The following is a 15,439-nucleotide window of genomic DNA, read 5'->3' as shown; positions in this document are numbered from 1 at the left end:
CGCCTTTCAGCCAGCGTGCTGGATACCATGATGAAAAGAGATCGGGAATGCAGATGAGTATACATAATCAGGTTCGCCGCAGTTTGCAGGCGATTGAACAATCCATGCGCGATCTGGCTTTGTGGCAGGCCGCTCCGCCCGAGCCTGAGGCTTTCTCCAGCACCGAGCCGTTCTGCATTGACAGCATGTCGGCCGAAGCCTGGTTGCAGTGGGTGTTTCTGCCGCGCATGTATGCGCTGCTGGACGCCGCAGCGCCATTGCCGACGCGCTTCGCCATCACGCCTTATTTTGAAGAGGCGTTGAAGGAGCGTGAGCCGAGCAGCCTGCCGCTGTTGGTGCTGCTGCAGCAGCTGGATTTGATGTTGAATAAAGAGCCGTAATTCGCCGGCGGCGCGCAGATTTTTGCCGCCCGGCAGTGTAGAGTACTCGCGCGGATGCCGGGCAGGAGAGCCGACGGCGTCTTTCGGCTCGGTTGAACCGCGGCGGTTGACCGGGGGCTGCATTAGGATGATGAGGTGCTGCAATAATGGATTTATTAAGGTTTATCCTGCGTTTACCTTTTACCCTGGTTAAGGGCGTGTGCCGCCTGCTGGGGGGCGTGTTGTCGTTGTTGGGGCGGCTGCTGAGACCGCTGGTCGGCAACCTCAGCTGGCGCGCTCCGGCCTGGTGGGCTGCGTTGCCGCGCGGTTTTCTGCGGCTCGAAAGCGGCGTGGATAAACACCCGAAGGCGATCGGTCTGGGCCTGCTGCTGCTGGCAGGTGCCGCGGGCGGCGCGTTTTACGGTTGGCACTGGTGGCAAAACCGCCCCCAGCCCATCGAACCGGCGCCAATGGTGGTTCAAGAGGTCAGCGCCGAGCTGGCTAATCCCGCGCCGATAGATTACGCCGCCGCCCGGCAGGCGCCGCAAACGGTGAGCCTGAGCTTCAGCGGCTCGGTCGCGCCGATAACCGCAGTGAGTAAAGCCGTGAGCGCCGGCATCACCCTCAAGCCGGCGGCGGAAGGGCAGTGGGCGTGGAACAATGAGTCGACGCTGGTGTTCACGCCGAAGAAACCGCTGCCGATGGGCGCAAAATATGACGTGACGCTCGAGCCCGCCACCTTGCTGGCGCCGCAGACCAAGCTCGCTAAAACCCGCTATGCCTTCACCGTGCCTGCGTTCGACTACCGTCTGGGGCAGGCCGAATATTACCGCGATCCGCAGGATGCGCAGAAACGCAGCGCGATTTTCAATTTGCAGTTCAATGCGCCGGTCGATGTCGCCAGCTTTGAAAAACAGATTTCACTGGGACTGAAGGAAGGCGGCACCACCTCCGAGAAGAAGCTGAATTTCTCTCTGGTCTATGACGAGAAAAAACTGAACGCCTGGGTGCATTCCGAGCCGTTGCAGGCGCTGGATCAGGGCGGTGCGGTGCATCTGACGGTCGGCAAGGGCATTAAATCGACGGTGGCCGGCAACGCGGTCGAAGAGGCGAAAAGCAACTGGGTCCAGGTACCGACGCTGTACAGCCTGGCGCTGAACGACGCCAGCGCTCAGGTGGTGGACACCGACAGCGGTAAAGGCCAGCGTGCGCTGGTGGTCGGTTTCAGCGATGCGGTGAAGGATGCCGAGCTGGCGAAGGCCACCAAGGCGTGGCTGCTGCCGCAGCACGATCCGAGCGATGCCGAGACGGCCAATGATGCCGAAGACTTCTATCAATGGACGGTCGACAGCGTCGGCAAAAACGTGCTGGCGCAGGCGACAGCATTGCCGCTGACGCTTAATGAGGCGGAGGAGGCCTACCAACCGCAGTTCAGCTTCCGTTTTGAAGCCCCGGCGCATCGCTTTGTGCTGCTGGAAATCGACAACAAGCTGGTCTCCGTCGGCGGTTACAAGATGCCGAAGAAGGTTTACCGGGTGGTCGAAGTGCCGGAGTTCCCGAAATCGCTGCAGTTCATGTCGCAAGGCTCGCTGCTGTCGGTCAACGGCGACAAGCAGATCAGCGTGGCGGCGCGCAACGTGGCGGGCCTGCGGCTGGACATCAAGCGGGTGATCCCGAGCCAGCTGCAGCACATTGTCTCCTTCAAAAGCCGGGAGTACTCGTCCACGGAATTCAACCGGCTCAACGACGAATATTTTACCGAACACTTCAAATACCAGACCGCGCTTAACAACGAGCGGCCGGGGGAAGTGAACTATCAGGGCATCGATCTCTCCCGTTATCTCTCCACCAACGCCAGCTCCCATCGCGGAGTGTTCCTGTTGACGCTGTCCGAATGGCAACCGAACCGGAAACCGGCGGCGACAGAGGCGGGCGACGAGCAGGAGCAGGAACCGGAGGAGAGCACCGGAGAAGATCAGCCCGACGTCGGCGATTCGCGCTTTGTGGTGGTGACCGATTTGGGCATCGTCGCCAAGAGTTCGCAGGATAAGACGCGCGACGTCTTCGTGCAGTCGATTCAAAGCGGTGCGCCCGTCAGCGGCGCTACCGTGTCGGTGGTGGCTAAAAACGGCGTGACGCTGCTCAGCCAAACCACCGGCGCCGACGGCCACGTGCGCTTCCCGGCGCTCGACGTGTACACCAATGAGCGCCAGCCGGTGATGTTCCTGGTGGAGAAAGAGGGGGATGTCTCCTTCCTGCCGACCGGCAGCTATAACGATCGCGGGCTGGACTTCTCGCGCTTCGACGTTGCCGGTGAACAAACGCCGACCGATCCGCGCACGCTCAGCAGTTACCTGTTCTCCGATCGCGGCGTCTATCGGCCGGGAGATACCTTCAACATCGGCTTGATCACCCGCGCCGCCGACTGGCGCATCGGGCTGGCCGGCGTGCCGGTGCGCGCCGAAATTCGCGATCCGCGCGACAAGCTGATGTCTACTGTGCCGCTGACGCTGGGCGCCAGCGGTTTTAACGAGCTGAGCTATACCACCGATGAAAATTCGCCTACCGGCGAGTGGAACGTCTATCTGTATCTGATCGGCAAAAACAACGACACCTCCACGCTGCTCGGCCACACTGCGGTCAATGTGAAGGAGTTCGAACCGGATCAGCTGAAGGTGAAGCTGGCGTTGACGCCGAATCGCCAGCAAGGCTGGGTCAAGCCGTCTGAGCTGAAGGCCAGCATCGATGTGCAGAACCTGTTCGGCACCCCGGCGCAAGATCGCCGCGTGACGACCAGGCTGACGCTGCGGCCGATGTATCCGAACTTCGATCGCTTCCCGGATTATGCGTTTTACGAAAACCGGCAAAACAGCGACGGGTTCGAAACCGAGCTGGAAGATCGCACCACCGATGAACAAGGCGCGGCCGATATTCCGCTCGATCTGAAATCCTACGCCGATGCCACTTATCAGCTACAGCTGTTGTCGGAAGCGTTCGTCGCCGGCGGCGGGCGTTCCGTGGCGGCCACCGCCCGCACGTTGGTTTCGCCTTACGATTACCTGGTCGGCGTGAAGGCGGATGGCGATCTGGGCTATATCAACCGCGACGCGGAGCGGCATCTGAATGTGATCGCCATCGATCCGGCCCTGAAACAGATCGCCATGCCGAACCTGAAACAGGTGCTGATAGAGCAAAAATACATTTCGGTACTGACCAAGCAGGATTCGGGCGTTTACAAATACCAGTCGAAGATGAAGGAAGTGCAGCTGTCGGAACAGCCGCTGGCGCTGAGCGAGCAGGGCGCGGATCTGCGGCTGGCGACCGATAAGCCGGGCGACTTCGTGTTGGTGATCGAGGATGCGCAGGGCAAGACGCTTAACCGCGTCGCCTACAGCGTAGCCGGCAACGCCAACCTGAGCCGTTCGTTGGATCGCAACGCCGAACTGAAGCTGAAACTGAACCAGGCGGAGTACCAGCCCGGCGAGGAGATTGAGGTGGCGATCAACGCGCCTTATACCGGCAGCGGGCTTATCACCATCGAAAAGGACAAGGTTTACGCCTGGCAGTGGTTCCACACCGACACCACCAGTTCGGTGCAGAAGATCCGCGTGCCGGCCGGCATGGAGGGCAACGGCTACATCAACGTGCAGTTCGTGCGCGACATCAACTCCAGCGAGATCTTCATGAGCCCGCTGAGCTATGGCGTGATGCCGTTCAAGATCAGCACCAAGGCGCGCCAGAACGGCCTCGAGGTGACGGCGCCGGAGGTCATCAAGCCGGGTGAAAACCTGACGATGACGGTCAAGACCGATGCGCCGCAGCAGGTGGCGCTGTTCGCCGTCGATGAGGGCATTCTGCAGGTGGCGCGTTACCGTCTGAAGGATCCGCTGGAGTTCTTCTTCAGCAAACGCGAACTGAACGTGAGCAGCTCGCAGATCCTCGATCTGATCCTGCCGGAATTCAGCAAGCTGATGGCGCTGACCGCGGCGCCGGGCGGCGATGCGGGCGAAGGGCTGGATCTCAATCTCAACCCGTTCAAGCGCAAGCGCGACAAGCCGGTGGCCTATTGGTCCGGCATTACCGAAGTCAGCGGCGAGAAGCAGTTCGTCTATCCGGTGCCTGATTACTTCAACGGCAAGATCCGCGTCATGGCGATTTCGGTGACGCCGGAAAAAATCGGCAAGGCGCAAACCGCCGCCACGGTGCGCGACAACTTCATCATGACGCCAAACGTGCCGGCGATGGTGGCGCCGGGCGACGAGTTCGACGTCAGCGTGGGCGTCAGCAACAATCTTGAAGGGCTGAACGGCCAGTCGGTGGCCGTCAATGTTCTGTTGACGCCGCCGCCGCAGCTGGAAGTGGTGGGCAACGCGACGCAAAGCCTGACGCTGGCGGAAAAACGCGAAGGCGTGATCACCTTCCGCCTGCGCGCCAAAGCCGTGCTGGGCGATGCGCCACTGGTGTTCGATGCCCGTTACGGTGACCAGGCCAGCCGCCGCACCGTCAGCACCTCGGTGCGGCCGGCGGCGCCGTACCGCACCCAGTCGGTGATGGGGCGCATGAGCGGCGGCAGCCAGAACGTCGACGGCCTGCGCCAGATGTTCGACGCTTTCGCCCAGCGTCGGGCGACGGTATCTCATTCACCGCTGGTGCTGACCAGCGGGCTGGCGCAATACCTGGCGGATTATCCGTATTACTGTTCCGAGCAGATCGTCAGCCGCTCTATTCCGCTGATGCTGCAGAGCCGTCATCCGGAGATGAAAAGCAGCCTGAGCCAGACGGAAGTCAGCAAGCAGCTGCGCAACCTGCTGGGCGTGCTGCGCGCCCGCCAGAACGACAGCGGGGCGATCGGCGCCTGGCGTTCGTCGCCGGATGCCGATCCTTTCGTCACGCCTTATGTGGTGCAGTATCTGCTCGAAGCCAAAGCGGCGGGCTATGCCCTGCCGGACGGCATGCTGGACGAGGCCAACGGTGCGTTGCGCGAGCTGGCGGCCAGCGGATTCGACGATCTGTATCTGCTGCGTCTGCGCAGCTGGGCGGTTTACCTGCTGACGCTGCAGGGCGAAGTGACCACCAACTCGCTGGCGGCGGTGCAGGATACGCTGCAAAAACGCTATGGCGAGGGGTGGAAAACCGATCTGAGCGCGCTGTATCTGGCTTCTTCCTATCGCCTGTTGAAGATGGACGACGAAGCCGCCGCGCTGCTGCAACCGAGCTGGCAGCAGCTGAGCAAGGCGTATGACAGCGCCTGGTGGACGCAGAACTATTTTGATCCGCTGGTGCAGGATGCGACGCGGCTGTATCTGATTACCCGCCACTTCCCGGAGAAGGTGGCGTCGATCCCACCGCAGGTGCTGGAGAATATGGTCAAGGCGCTGAAAGAAGAGCGTTACACCACCTACTCCTCCGCGATGAGCATTCTGGCGCTGGAAAGCTATTCGGCCCAGGTGGCGGCGCAGTCCGCCAATGCGGATGCATTAGGCATCGTGCAGGTAGGCAAAGCCGGCGGCGAGCCGCAGCGCATCAGCGAGCTGCAGGGGCTGTTCGTTCAGGGGCAATTCAACGCCGATGCCACCGCGGTGCGCTTCACCAACGGCGGCAGCGCGCCGGCCTGGTATGTGGTGACGCAGGCCGGTTACGACCTGAATGCGCCGCAAAAAGCGCTGTCGCGCGGGATTGAGATCGTTCGCGATTACACCGACGAACAGGGCAAGCCGGTAACGCAGGTGACGCTGGGGCAGAAGATCAACGTCCATCTGAAGGTGCGCGCCAACTCGAAAGAGGGGCAGAGCAACCTGGCGATCGTCGATCTGCTGCCGGGCGGGTTCGAAGTGGTGCAGCAGACGCCGCCGGAGCCGGCCGATGCCGGTGAAGAGAGCGACGATCGCGGCGGCTGGCAGTCGCCGCTGGCCGCGTCCGGCTCCACCTGGGCGCCGGACTACAGCGATATCCGCGAAGATCGGGTGATTATCTACGGTAGCGCCGGCACCGAAGTGCAGGAGTTCGTTTATCAAATCAAGGCCACCAATACCGGCAGCTTTATTGTTCCACCGGCCTACGGTGAAGCCATGTACGACCGTGAAGTGCAGGCCATGTCGGCAGGCGGCGGCAAGCTGGTGGTCGTGCCGGCGAGCAACGATTAGGCCGTATCCGGCGCCAGGCCAACGCCTGGTGCCGGGATGCTGAGAGCGTATGAAGATCCTGACCGGGCGCGTGCTGCAAAACGGCTTGATGGCGGTGTTTTTACTGACGCTGCTGTTGGGCGCGATTCGGCTGTGGCCGCATCCGCCTTTGTGGCAGGGGCTGCCGCAGTCTTCCGTCTATTACGACAGGCACGGCGCGCTGCTGCGCATTACGCTGGCCAACGACGATCGCTACCGGCTGTGGACCCCGCTGGAGCAGGTGTCGCCGTTGGCGGTGCGCGGGCTGCTGTTGCACGAAGATCGCTGGTTCTACTACAACCCCGGTTTTAACCCCGTCAGCCTGATGCGCGGCTTCTGGCGCAGCTATGTCGCCGGCGGCAAGATGCAGGGCGGTTCGACCATCAGCATGCAGCTGGCGCGTATGCGCTGGCATCTCAATACCCGCACGCCGGGTGGCAAGCTGCTGCAGGTGCTGCGTGCGGTGCAGCTGGAGCTCAGCTATTCCAAGCGCGATATCCTGGAAGCCTATCTGAATTACGCTCCCTACGGCCGCAACATCGAAAGCATCGGCGCCGCCAGCCTGATCTATTTCGCCAAGTCGCCGAAGGATTTGACCCTGCCGGAGGCGCTGACGCTGGCGGTGTTGCCGCAGTCGCCCAGCTACCGTCTGGAGCCGAAAACCGGCGTGCTCGGCGCCGCATTGACTCAGGCGCGCAATCGTCTGTTCCAGCGCTGGCAGCAGGTTTACCCGACCGACGCCAGCCAGCAAACGCTGTTCCGCCTGCCATTGGCGCTGCGCCAGCCTGAGCAAGTACCCTATATCGCGCCGCACTTTATCGAACAGCTGCGCCTGCAGACGCAGCAACTGGTGCAGCGCGATACCCGCGTCGATACCACGTTGGACGCCGGGTTGCAGCGGCTGGTCGAGCGGCAGGTCAATGCCTTTATCGCCCGCAACCGCAGCCGCGGCATTCAGAACGCCGCAGTGCTGCTGGTGGACAGCCGCGATATGGGGGTGCGTGCGTTGGTGGGATCGGCGGACTACTACAATCGCCCTATTCAGGGGCAGGTGAACGGCACCAACGCCAAACGCTCGCCGGGGTCGACGCTGAAGCCGTTCATCTATGCGCTGGGCATGGAGCAGGGCGTGCTGCATCCGATGACTATTCTGAAAGACGTGCCTTCGTCGTTCGGGGCCTATGCGCCGGAGAATTTCGACCGGCGCTTTCTCGGCCCGGTGACCGCCACCGACGCGCTGAATTTCAGCCGCAATATTCCGGCGGTGTATGTCGCTTCACAGCTGCGTCAGCCGACCTTTTATCAGTTTTTGCGCCTGACCGGCGTCGCCAATATGGCCAACGAAAGCCACTACGGGCTGTCGTTGGTGCTGGGCGGCGGCGAGGTGACGGCGCAGGAATTGGCGAAGCTGTATGCATTGCTGGCGAACCGCGGTGAGCTGCGGCCGCTGCGTATGCAGGTTAACGCGGCTGAATCGGCGCCGGTGCGGCTGTTGAGCGAGGAGGCCAGTTTCATCACGCTGGATATGCTGCGCCAGCACCGGCGGCCGGGCGACACGCTGGCGCAGCGCTCTTCGGCGTTGCCGGTGTATTGGAAGACCGGCACCTCCTGGGGGTTCCGCGACGCCTGGAGCGTCGGGATTTTCGGCCCTTACGTGTTGGTGGTGTGGGAGGGCAACTTCGACGGGCGTGGCAACAATGCGTTGGTCGGCGCCGAAGCGGCCGCGCCGCTGTTTTTCAACATCATCGACAGCGTTAATGCCAGCTACCCCGGCCTGCGAGAACCGAAACATCCGTTCCCTAAACGGCTGCGGCGGGTGGAGATCTGCCTCGCCAGCGGCGATCTGCCGACGCCGTGGTGCCAGCAAAAAGGCAAGACCTGGTTCATTCCCGGCAAGTCGCCGATCAAAGTCGACAGCGTTTACCGGCCGGTGGTGCTGGATATTCACAGCGGCGAGGTCGTTTGCCCGCCGTATGATGCGGCGCAGACCCGCACCGAAGTCTTTGAGTTCTGGCCATCCGATCTGGCCAACGTGTTCGCCCAGGCCGGTCTACCGAAACGCACGCCGCCGGTTAATCGCTGCAAGGATAACGGCATCGCCGTCGGCGGCAACGCGCCGCGCATCACCTCACCGCTGAAAAACACCACCTATACCCTGCGTCAGTCGCAGCAGGGTCGGGATAAAATCGCCTTCAGCGCGGTGACGGACGCCGACAGCAAAACGGTGTACTGGTTCGTCGACGATATCTATCTCGGCAGCAGCGCCAGCAAAAAGCCGATCGACTGGCGGCCGATCAACAACGGGCGCTACCGCATCCGGGCGGTGGACGATCGCGGCCGCGCCGATACGCGGCTGGTGACCATCGAGTGGGTTAACTGAGGTTGGGGCGCCTCGGTTATGCCTGTATAACCGGGGAGAACGGCAGCGGGGATCATGGATAAGAATAAGCACGCCGTGGGTATTTTTACCTTTTTGATGCCGGGATTCGAGAAACAATATTTCCCGCCCTTTCACTGGAAATAAAAACAACCCAGCGTGCTGCGACCTAATCCGGTAATGTTTAACAGGGAACGCTTAGGCATTATTCACTGATTATTTTCCCTAACCAGCGGCGAATGACTTTTATCTCGTCTGCAGAAAATTCATCTTCCAGCGTTGACTCTAACTTGTTGATTACCTTGTCACAGGATGCAAAAAGCGTTTCGCCATGTGTGGAAAGCTTAATGATTTGAACGCGTTTATAACGAGGGTGCGGCAGACGCTCGATGAGCTCGAGTTTTTCCAATCTGACGAGTATTAAGCTGACGGTCTGAGGGGTCAGTAGTGCCAATCGGGCTAAATCGGCATTAGAGCACCCTTCAAAATTAGAAATAATGCTCATGATAACGAATTGAGGTGCGGTTATTTGATATTGGCTTAATTCCTTTTCCATTTTTTGTTTATAAGCGCCGGATGCTTTACGCAGCAGGTAGCCGAGAATTCCCGCTTCGCAATCAAACATATCATTACTGTTTTTTACGTTCTTTTTCATTTTCAATCCTTGTGAGTTATCAGTGTGCTGATAACATGGCAAGTGAGCTATCCCGTATGATTATGTGAATCGCTCTGCTTTTCAATACTGGATAGGCCTTGTTCTGCAACATTCGCAGTTTCTCAATAATGCATAGGTGGTTGATTATGATAGAACCTTATGGCGTCATTGGACTAAGCCCTACCGCATGGGGCATTCAGAAAAGAGCGGATATTTCGAAGAATCTGGACCATATCGAAGAATTGACCAACGGCGCCTTGTCACTTTGCGCATTGGATATCCCGGTTCGCCTGCTGGTTTTACCTGAGGGCGCACTTCAGGGATTCACCGATGAAGTATTGGATATGCCGATGGTTGAGTTTTTAAAAGATGGGGCTATTGATATTCCAGGGCCTGAGACCGAAAGACTCGGCCAATTGGCGCAACGTCATAATCTCTTCATTATGGCGCAGGCCAAAGTCAGGGAGCCTGATTGGCCGGACATCATGTTCAACGTCGGCTTTGTTATCAATCCTCAGGGCGACATTATACTCAGACACCATAAAATGTCAGCGTTGCTGCCGAGCGAGCGTTCCGCATCACCGCATGACTTATTTGACAAATGGGTCGAGAAATATGGCCGCACGCTGCAATCTTTCTGGCCTGTTGTCGATACCGAAATTGGCCGTCTGGGCGTGATGATGGCGATGGAGGGGAACTTCCCGGAAAATGGGCGCGGTTTGGCGATGAATGGGGCAGAGGTCGTGTATCGCGCTTCACTGCCCACGCCATTTACCGAAAATGATATGTTCGAAATCTCCAACAGGGCTCGCGCACTGGAAAACAACCTGTATATCGTCGCGCCGAACATCGCCCCTGTGTACACCTTTCCCCACTCTTTGGCCCCAATAGATTGCGGTGGTGGGAGTTCATTGATCGTTGATTACAAAGGCAAGATTATTGGTAAACAAAAAGATACCAACGGTTCAAGCTACGTGCATGCCGTCATTGATATCGAGGCGCAGCGTTATCATCGAACGCATTCATCAGTAACCAATTGGTTAAAAGATATCAGAACCGAATGCGCGCAATTGATTTATGAAAAGCCAGTGTATCCCAAAAATATTTACCTTAACCATGCGCAAGGAAATCATAAGGAATACAAGGAAAACGTTCTGAGCAAACAAATAGAGATGATGATTGAGCGCGGTATCTATCGTCTTAGTGTCTATGATAAATAGTTTTATATACAGCGACATTTATCTCTCGGGTAGATGACGCGTAATAGCAAAATTTTCAATTGAATTTTAAAAATCGTAGCGCGAGGGGTGAATGCTCCGCGTTGAACATGCTGCGCCATAATTCCTCTGGGAATAACCCAATGTCTATGTGTCAAGGTTATTATATGAAACTCATTCCTTTGTCATTGTTGTTTTTATCCGTATCCTCCTATGCCGGTATAGAGTATAAGCTTACCGAAATAGTCAATAGCCCGAGCGGGAAGTACCAAGGCCTGGAGCAAGAGGGTTATTTACAATTCAAAGGCATTCCCTATGCGGAGCCGCCGGTGGGTGAAAAACGCTGGCAAGCGCCGGAAAATAAAAGCGTCATGGAGGGCGTGTATTTTGCCGGTAAGTTTGGCAACAGCTGTGCGACGACGGTTAGCCTGGCCGGATTCAGTAAAATAAGCCAGTCGGAAGATTGCCTCTACCTGAATGTTTACGCGCCAAAAGACAATGAGGGTAAAAAGCGGCCGGTTTTGGTTTGGATACCCGGCGGTGGCTTAAGAACCGGGTCGGGTGATGAGTACGACGTGTCTAATTTTATCAAGAAAGATATCGTAGTCGTAACAATAAACTATAGATTGGGCGTTTTTGGTTTTTTCTCGCACCCAGCGCTTAACCATGAGAGTAAGAAAATCAACTATGGCCTTTTGGATCAACAAAAAGCCTTGTCATGGGTTCAACGCAACATAGCCAGCTTTGGCGGGGATCCTGACAATGTCACGTTGTTCGGTGAATCAGCGGGAGGGCATAGCGTGCTTGCAAACATCGTTTCCCCTCTGTCCTCAGGGTTATTTAAGAAAGCGATAATCTCAAGCGGTTCTTATAACCTGGACCAAAAAAATATCGCGCAGGCCAACGCGGTCGGTCTGGAGGTGGCAAAAGCGGTGGGCTGCGATGATGGCACGCCGGACGGGCAGCTGGCTTGCTTAAAGAAAACGCCCGTCGCCAAACTAGCGACAACGGCAATATCCAATTTGTATAACGATCAATTTACTATTGATGGCGATATCATTCCGTATACGTTTAATGAGGCGATCGCGAAAGGAAAAGTCAATAAGGTTGATATTATCAATGGTTTTCAGAATAATGAAGGGACTTTCTTTGCTGGCGTGATAGAAAACGATGCCGGCAAGAAAATCGACAAGCAAATCTATACAGCGTCGATGATGACCTTATACGGAAAATCATTCTCCTCCGTAGAGGAAACGGATGATAACACCGATTTTACGGCAAAACTGAGCGACGATCTGACAAAGTATAAATTTATTTGTCCATCCCTTCAGTTCAACGCCGAGATGGCCAAGAAAAACAGGCTATATGCCTACGTGTTTAACGATAAGACCGCGCCTCAATACATACCAAAGATGTCGAGGCCTTATCTGGCGGCGCACACCAGTGAGCTAATCTATTTCTTTGACGGATTTCATGGCGCCACCGGCGTGAAGCAGGCCTTAACCAAAGAACAGCAACGCCTATCAGATAATATTGTTTCTTATTTAAGTAACTTTATTAAGAACGGCGATCCTAATCAGGGAGCACCGGTGAGAGAAAAATGGACCGAGTTTAATACCGAACATATGATGGCCATTGAGTTTTCCGATAAAGGGATTTTTGATATAAACAATTTATCGAAAAAATACGTCTGCCCTCAGTAATTTCATGCGGCATTAGATGCAGCGCCTCGCCGAGCGTTGGCGTTATAACGGGAGGTTCCCACTGTCGGGAACTTCCCTTTTCGACATTGTTTTATTCATGCCTCCGGCACCGATGTTCAATGCGCAAACCCGCCAAATGGCTGGGTGGAATAGAGTGGTTATCCGGCATGAGGTCAATTATGATACCTCGGTAGTAAATGCATGGCACCACTATCAGGTTGATTTCACTGCGGTTTCACTAGCTTCAGGCCACATTGACTTTACTGCAGCCATTAATTTTAACGCGAGGAAAGCGATGTGATTGAGGTTTTATATCAGGATGAGCATCTGGTGGCGGTGAACAAGCCGTCGGGTTGGTTGGTGCACCGCAGTTGGCTGGATCGTCATGAAACCCGCTTTATGATGCAGACGGTGCGCGATCAGCTCGGGCAGCACGTTTTTACCGTGCACCGTCTCGATCGCCCGACCTCCGGGGTGCTGCTGATGGCGCTGTCCAGCGAGGTGGCACGCCTGCTGTCGCAACAGTTCGAGCAACATCAGGTGCAGAAAACCTACCATGCGGTGGTACGGGGTTACGTGCAGGAGGGGGCGACCCTCGATTATCCGCTGACGGCGGAACTGGACAAAATCGCCGATAAACATGCCGATGCCGATAAGGGGCCGCAGCCGGCGGTGACGCACTACCGGCCGTTGGCGCAGGTGGAGATGCCGGTGGCCGTCGGCCGCTACGACAGCGCGCGTTACAGCCTGGTGGAGCTGCAGCCGGAAACCGGCCGCAAGCACCAACTGCGGCGCCATATGGCGCACCTGCGCCATCCGATCATCGGCGACAGCAAGCATGGCGATCTGCGGCAGAACCGCGGTATGGCGCAACATTTCGGCCGCCCGCGCCTGATGCTGCACGCCAGCCACCTGCAGTTGACGCACCCAGTGACCGGCGAACCGCTGCAGGTGACGGCGCGCTGGGACGAAGACTGGCAGGGGGTGATGACGCAGTTCGGCTGGGCGGGGCTATTCCCTGAACTCGGCGGGGTTGAGTTTAGCGCGGCTAACGGTCAGGATAGCTGACAATTTTTAAAGGTAATGAAGGGAGTAGGAGCCATGGCTCAGGTTGGTATCTTCGTGGGAACGGTCTACGGCAATTCGCTGCTGGTGGCGGAAGAAGCGCAAAACATCCTCAGCGAGCAGGGCCATGAGGTCAAACTGTTCGAAGAGGGCACGCTGGAGGCCTGGCAGTTTTACCGTCAGCACTACGCGCTGGTGATCACCTCCACCACCGGGCAGGGCGATCTGCCGGACAGCATCGCACCGCTGTTCCACGCCATTCGCGACCAGGTTGGCTACCAGCCGGAGCTGCGCTATGGGCTGATTGCCCTGGGCGACAGCAGCTATGACAACTTCTGCGGCGCCGGGCGCGCGTTCGATGCGCTGCTGCAGGAGCAGGGTGCCACCCGCGTTGGCGAAGTGCTGGAGATCGATGCGATGGAACAGCCGGAGCCGGAAGTGGCCGCCTGCCCGTGGGTCGAGCAGTGGGGCACGCTGCTGCAATCGTAAAGTAAAAAGGCGCCGCGAAAGGGCGCCTTGGCGATGATGCGGGTCAACCGATCCGCATTATTTGCCGCGGGTGAGTTTTTCCAGATCGGCTTCGATCTCGGCAATCTTGTGCGACACCACGCCTTCGAGATGGCGCAGGTCGTCGAGGATTTTACGCTTCAGATCCACTTCCACCTGATCGCGTTGGCACAGCTGATCCAGCTCGTCGATCACATAACGCAGGTTCGGGTTGATCTCGTGAATTTCCTTGTAGCCCTGACCGGCGTTGTCCGCCACCACGGTTTTACGCTGGCGCGGGTACTTGAATTTCACGCTCTTGGCGAAGAACTCGCCCTTATCCTTGCGGAAATAGATCTTGAGGATGTCGTTGTTGGCCTCTTGACGCAGGCTATAGCGATCGACGTCTTCCGGTTGATTGATGCCCAAACTCTTCAAGTTATCGTACATACTGCGCCCTCTTTAGATGTGATCGTTATATTCCACGACTGCGATTATGGCGGAAAGCGAGATCTGCGACTGTGACTGCCAGCGAAACGCAGACAAAAAAATAGCGGGTGAATCACCCGCTATTTCAATTTAGTCGATAGTGCGCAATAACTCATTAATGCCGACTTTACCGCGCGTTTTGGCGTCGACTTTCTTGACGATCACCGCGCAGTACAGGCTGTAAGAACCGTCTTTCGACGGCAGGTTGCCGGAAACCACCACCGAACCCGCCGGCACGCGGCCGTAATGGATTTCGCCGGTCTCGCGGTCATAGATGCGGGTGCTCTGGCCGAGATACACGCCCATCGAGATCACCGAGCCTTCTTCCACGATCACGCCTTCCACCACTTCGGAGCGCGCGCCGATGAAGCAGTTGTCTTCGATGATGGTCGGGTTGGCCTGCAGCGGCTCCAGCACGCCACCGATGCCGACGCCGCCGGACAGGTGGACGTTTTTGCCGATCTGCGCGCAAGAACCGACGGTTGCCCAGGTGTCGACCATGGTGCCTTCGTCGACGTAGGCGCCGATGTTAACGTAAGACGGCATCAGCACGGTGTTGCGTGCGATGAACGCGCCCTGGCGCACGGTGGCCGGCGGAACGACGCGGAAACCTTCCTTCTGGAAGCGCGCTTCGTCGTAGTCGGCGAACTTCATCGGCACCTTGTCGTAGTAACGGGTTTCCGCGCCGTCCATCACCTTGTTGTCGTTGATGCGGAAAGAGAGCAGCACGGCTTTCTTCAGCCACTGATGGGTGACCCATTGACCGTCAATCTTCTCGGCGACGCGCAGGGCGCCGCTGTCCAGCAGGCCGATCACCTGGTTTACCGCTTCGCGCGTTACGGTGTCTACGTTCGCCGGGGTGATGTCCGCACGGCGTTCGAAGGCGCTTTCAATAACGTTCTGTAATTGCTGCATGCTGTTCTCTTT

At 57.6% G+C, this 15,439-nt stretch carries 10 protein-coding genes; 7 read left to right on the top strand and 3 right to left on the bottom strand.

What is annotated here, in order from left to right; genetic code table 11:
- The first annotated feature begins 53 nt into the window (after positions 1–53).
- The 3 genes from ATE40_RS16280 (at position 54) to pbpC (ending at position 8,900) form a co-directional block, all read left to right on the top strand.
- Positions 54–380: a YqcC family protein gene (locus ATE40_RS16280; protein ID WP_025160237.1), complete on the top strand. Its 327-nt coding sequence runs from the start codon at positions 54–56 to the stop codon at positions 378–380.
- 146 nt (positions 381–526) lie between these two features.
- Positions 527–6,502 carry an alpha-2-macroglobulin gene (locus ATE40_RS16275; RefSeq protein WP_063917937.1) on the top strand — a complete coding sequence of 1,992 codons (5,976 nt, stop codon included), beginning with the start codon at positions 527–529 and terminating at the stop codon, positions 6,500–6,502.
- A 49-nt stretch (positions 6,503–6,551) separates the two neighbouring features.
- Entirely contained in the window at positions 6,552–8,900 is a 2,349-nt protein-coding gene (gene pbpC, locus ATE40_RS16270; protein WP_063917936.1) for a penicillin-binding protein 1C, read from the top strand.
- A gap of 202 nt (positions 8,901–9,102) precedes the next feature.
- Here the strand turns inward: pbpC and ATE40_RS16265 are convergent, their stop codons facing one another.
- Positions 9,103–9,552: a MarR family winged helix-turn-helix transcriptional regulator gene (locus ATE40_RS16265; protein WP_019455746.1), complete on the bottom strand. Its 450-nt coding sequence runs from the start codon at positions 9,550–9,552 to the stop codon at positions 9,103–9,105.
- A gap of 146 nt (positions 9,553–9,698) precedes the next feature.
- On the opposite strand from ATE40_RS16265, the gene ATE40_RS16260 reads away from it, so the two are divergent.
- The 4 genes from ATE40_RS16260 (at position 9,699) to ATE40_RS16240 (ending at position 14,026) form a co-directional block, all read left to right on the top strand.
- Positions 9,699–10,772, top strand: coding sequence for a nitrilase-related carbon-nitrogen hydrolase (locus ATE40_RS16260; RefSeq protein ID WP_025160238.1), 1,074 nt, complete (start codon positions 9,699–9,701; stop codon positions 10,770–10,772).
- Positions 10,773–10,936: 164 nt separating this feature from the next.
- Positions 10,937–12,472 carry a carboxylesterase/lipase family protein gene (locus tag ATE40_RS16255; protein ID WP_232807605.1) on the top strand — a complete coding sequence of 512 codons (1,536 nt, stop codon included), beginning with the start codon at positions 10,937–10,939 and terminating at the stop codon, positions 12,470–12,472.
- Positions 12,473–12,769: 297 nt separating this feature from the next.
- Positions 12,770–13,540, top strand: coding sequence for a tRNA pseudouridine(65) synthase TruC (gene truC, locus ATE40_RS16245; protein ID WP_063917934.1), 771 nt, complete (start codon positions 12,770–12,772; stop codon positions 13,538–13,540).
- 33 nt (positions 13,541–13,573) lie between these two features.
- Positions 13,574–14,026, top strand: coding sequence for a flavodoxin (locus tag ATE40_RS16240; protein WP_004931927.1), 453 nt, complete (start codon positions 13,574–13,576; stop codon positions 14,024–14,026).
- 57 nt (positions 14,027–14,083) lie between these two features.
- On the opposite strand, the gene ATE40_RS16235 is transcribed toward ATE40_RS16240, so the two are convergent.
- Together ATE40_RS16235 and dapD are read right to left on the bottom strand one after the other, a co-directional pair.
- Entirely contained in the window at positions 14,084–14,473 is a 390-nt protein-coding gene (locus tag ATE40_RS16235; RefSeq protein WP_004931929.1) for a DUF3461 family protein, read from the bottom strand.
- A gap of 129 nt (positions 14,474–14,602) precedes the next feature.
- On the bottom strand, positions 14,603–15,427 hold the full coding sequence (gene dapD, locus ATE40_RS16230; RefSeq protein ID WP_004931932.1) for a 2,3,4,5-tetrahydropyridine-2,6-dicarboxylate N-succinyltransferase: 825 nt from the start codon (positions 15,425–15,427) through the stop codon (positions 14,603–14,605).
- Positions 15,428–15,439: the final 12 nt, after the last annotated feature.

It is taken from the genome of Serratia surfactantfaciens, from assembly GCF_001642805.2.
In the GTDB taxonomy this organism is placed as follows: Bacteria; Pseudomonadota; Gammaproteobacteria; order Enterobacterales; family Enterobacteriaceae; genus Serratia; species Serratia surfactantfaciens.
The sequence above is the reverse complement of the archived record's forward strand: the minus strand, read 5'-3'. Positions and strand labels throughout refer to the sequence as shown.

Coding starts and splice junctions, on each gene's coding strand:
- dapD (WP_004931932.1), bottom strand. CDS start 15,427: ATGCAGCAATTACAGAACGTTATTGAAAGCGCCTTCGAACGCCGTGCG.
- ATE40_RS16280 (WP_025160237.1), top strand. CDS start 54: ATGAGTATACATAATCAGGTTCGCCGCAGTTTGCAGGCGATTGAACAA.
- ATE40_RS16240 (WP_004931927.1), top strand. CDS start 13,574: ATGGCTCAGGTTGGTATCTTCGTGGGAACGGTCTACGGCAATTCGCTG.
- ATE40_RS16235 (WP_004931929.1), bottom strand. CDS start 14,473: ATGTACGATAACTTGAAGAGTTTGGGCATCAATCAACCGGAAGACGTC.
- ATE40_RS16255 (WP_232807605.1), top strand. CDS start 10,937: ATGAAACTCATTCCTTTGTCATTGTTGTTTTTATCCGTATCCTCCTAT.
- pbpC (WP_063917936.1), top strand. CDS start 6,552: ATGAAGATCCTGACCGGGCGCGTGCTGCAAAACGGCTTGATGGCGGTG.
- ATE40_RS16260 (WP_025160238.1), top strand. CDS start 9,699: ATGATAGAACCTTATGGCGTCATTGGACTAAGCCCTACCGCATGGGGC.
- ATE40_RS16265 (WP_019455746.1), bottom strand. CDS start 9,552: ATGAAAAAGAACGTAAAAAACAGTAATGATATGTTTGATTGCGAAGCG.
- ATE40_RS16275 (WP_063917937.1), top strand. CDS start 527: ATGGATTTATTAAGGTTTATCCTGCGTTTACCTTTTACCCTGGTTAAG.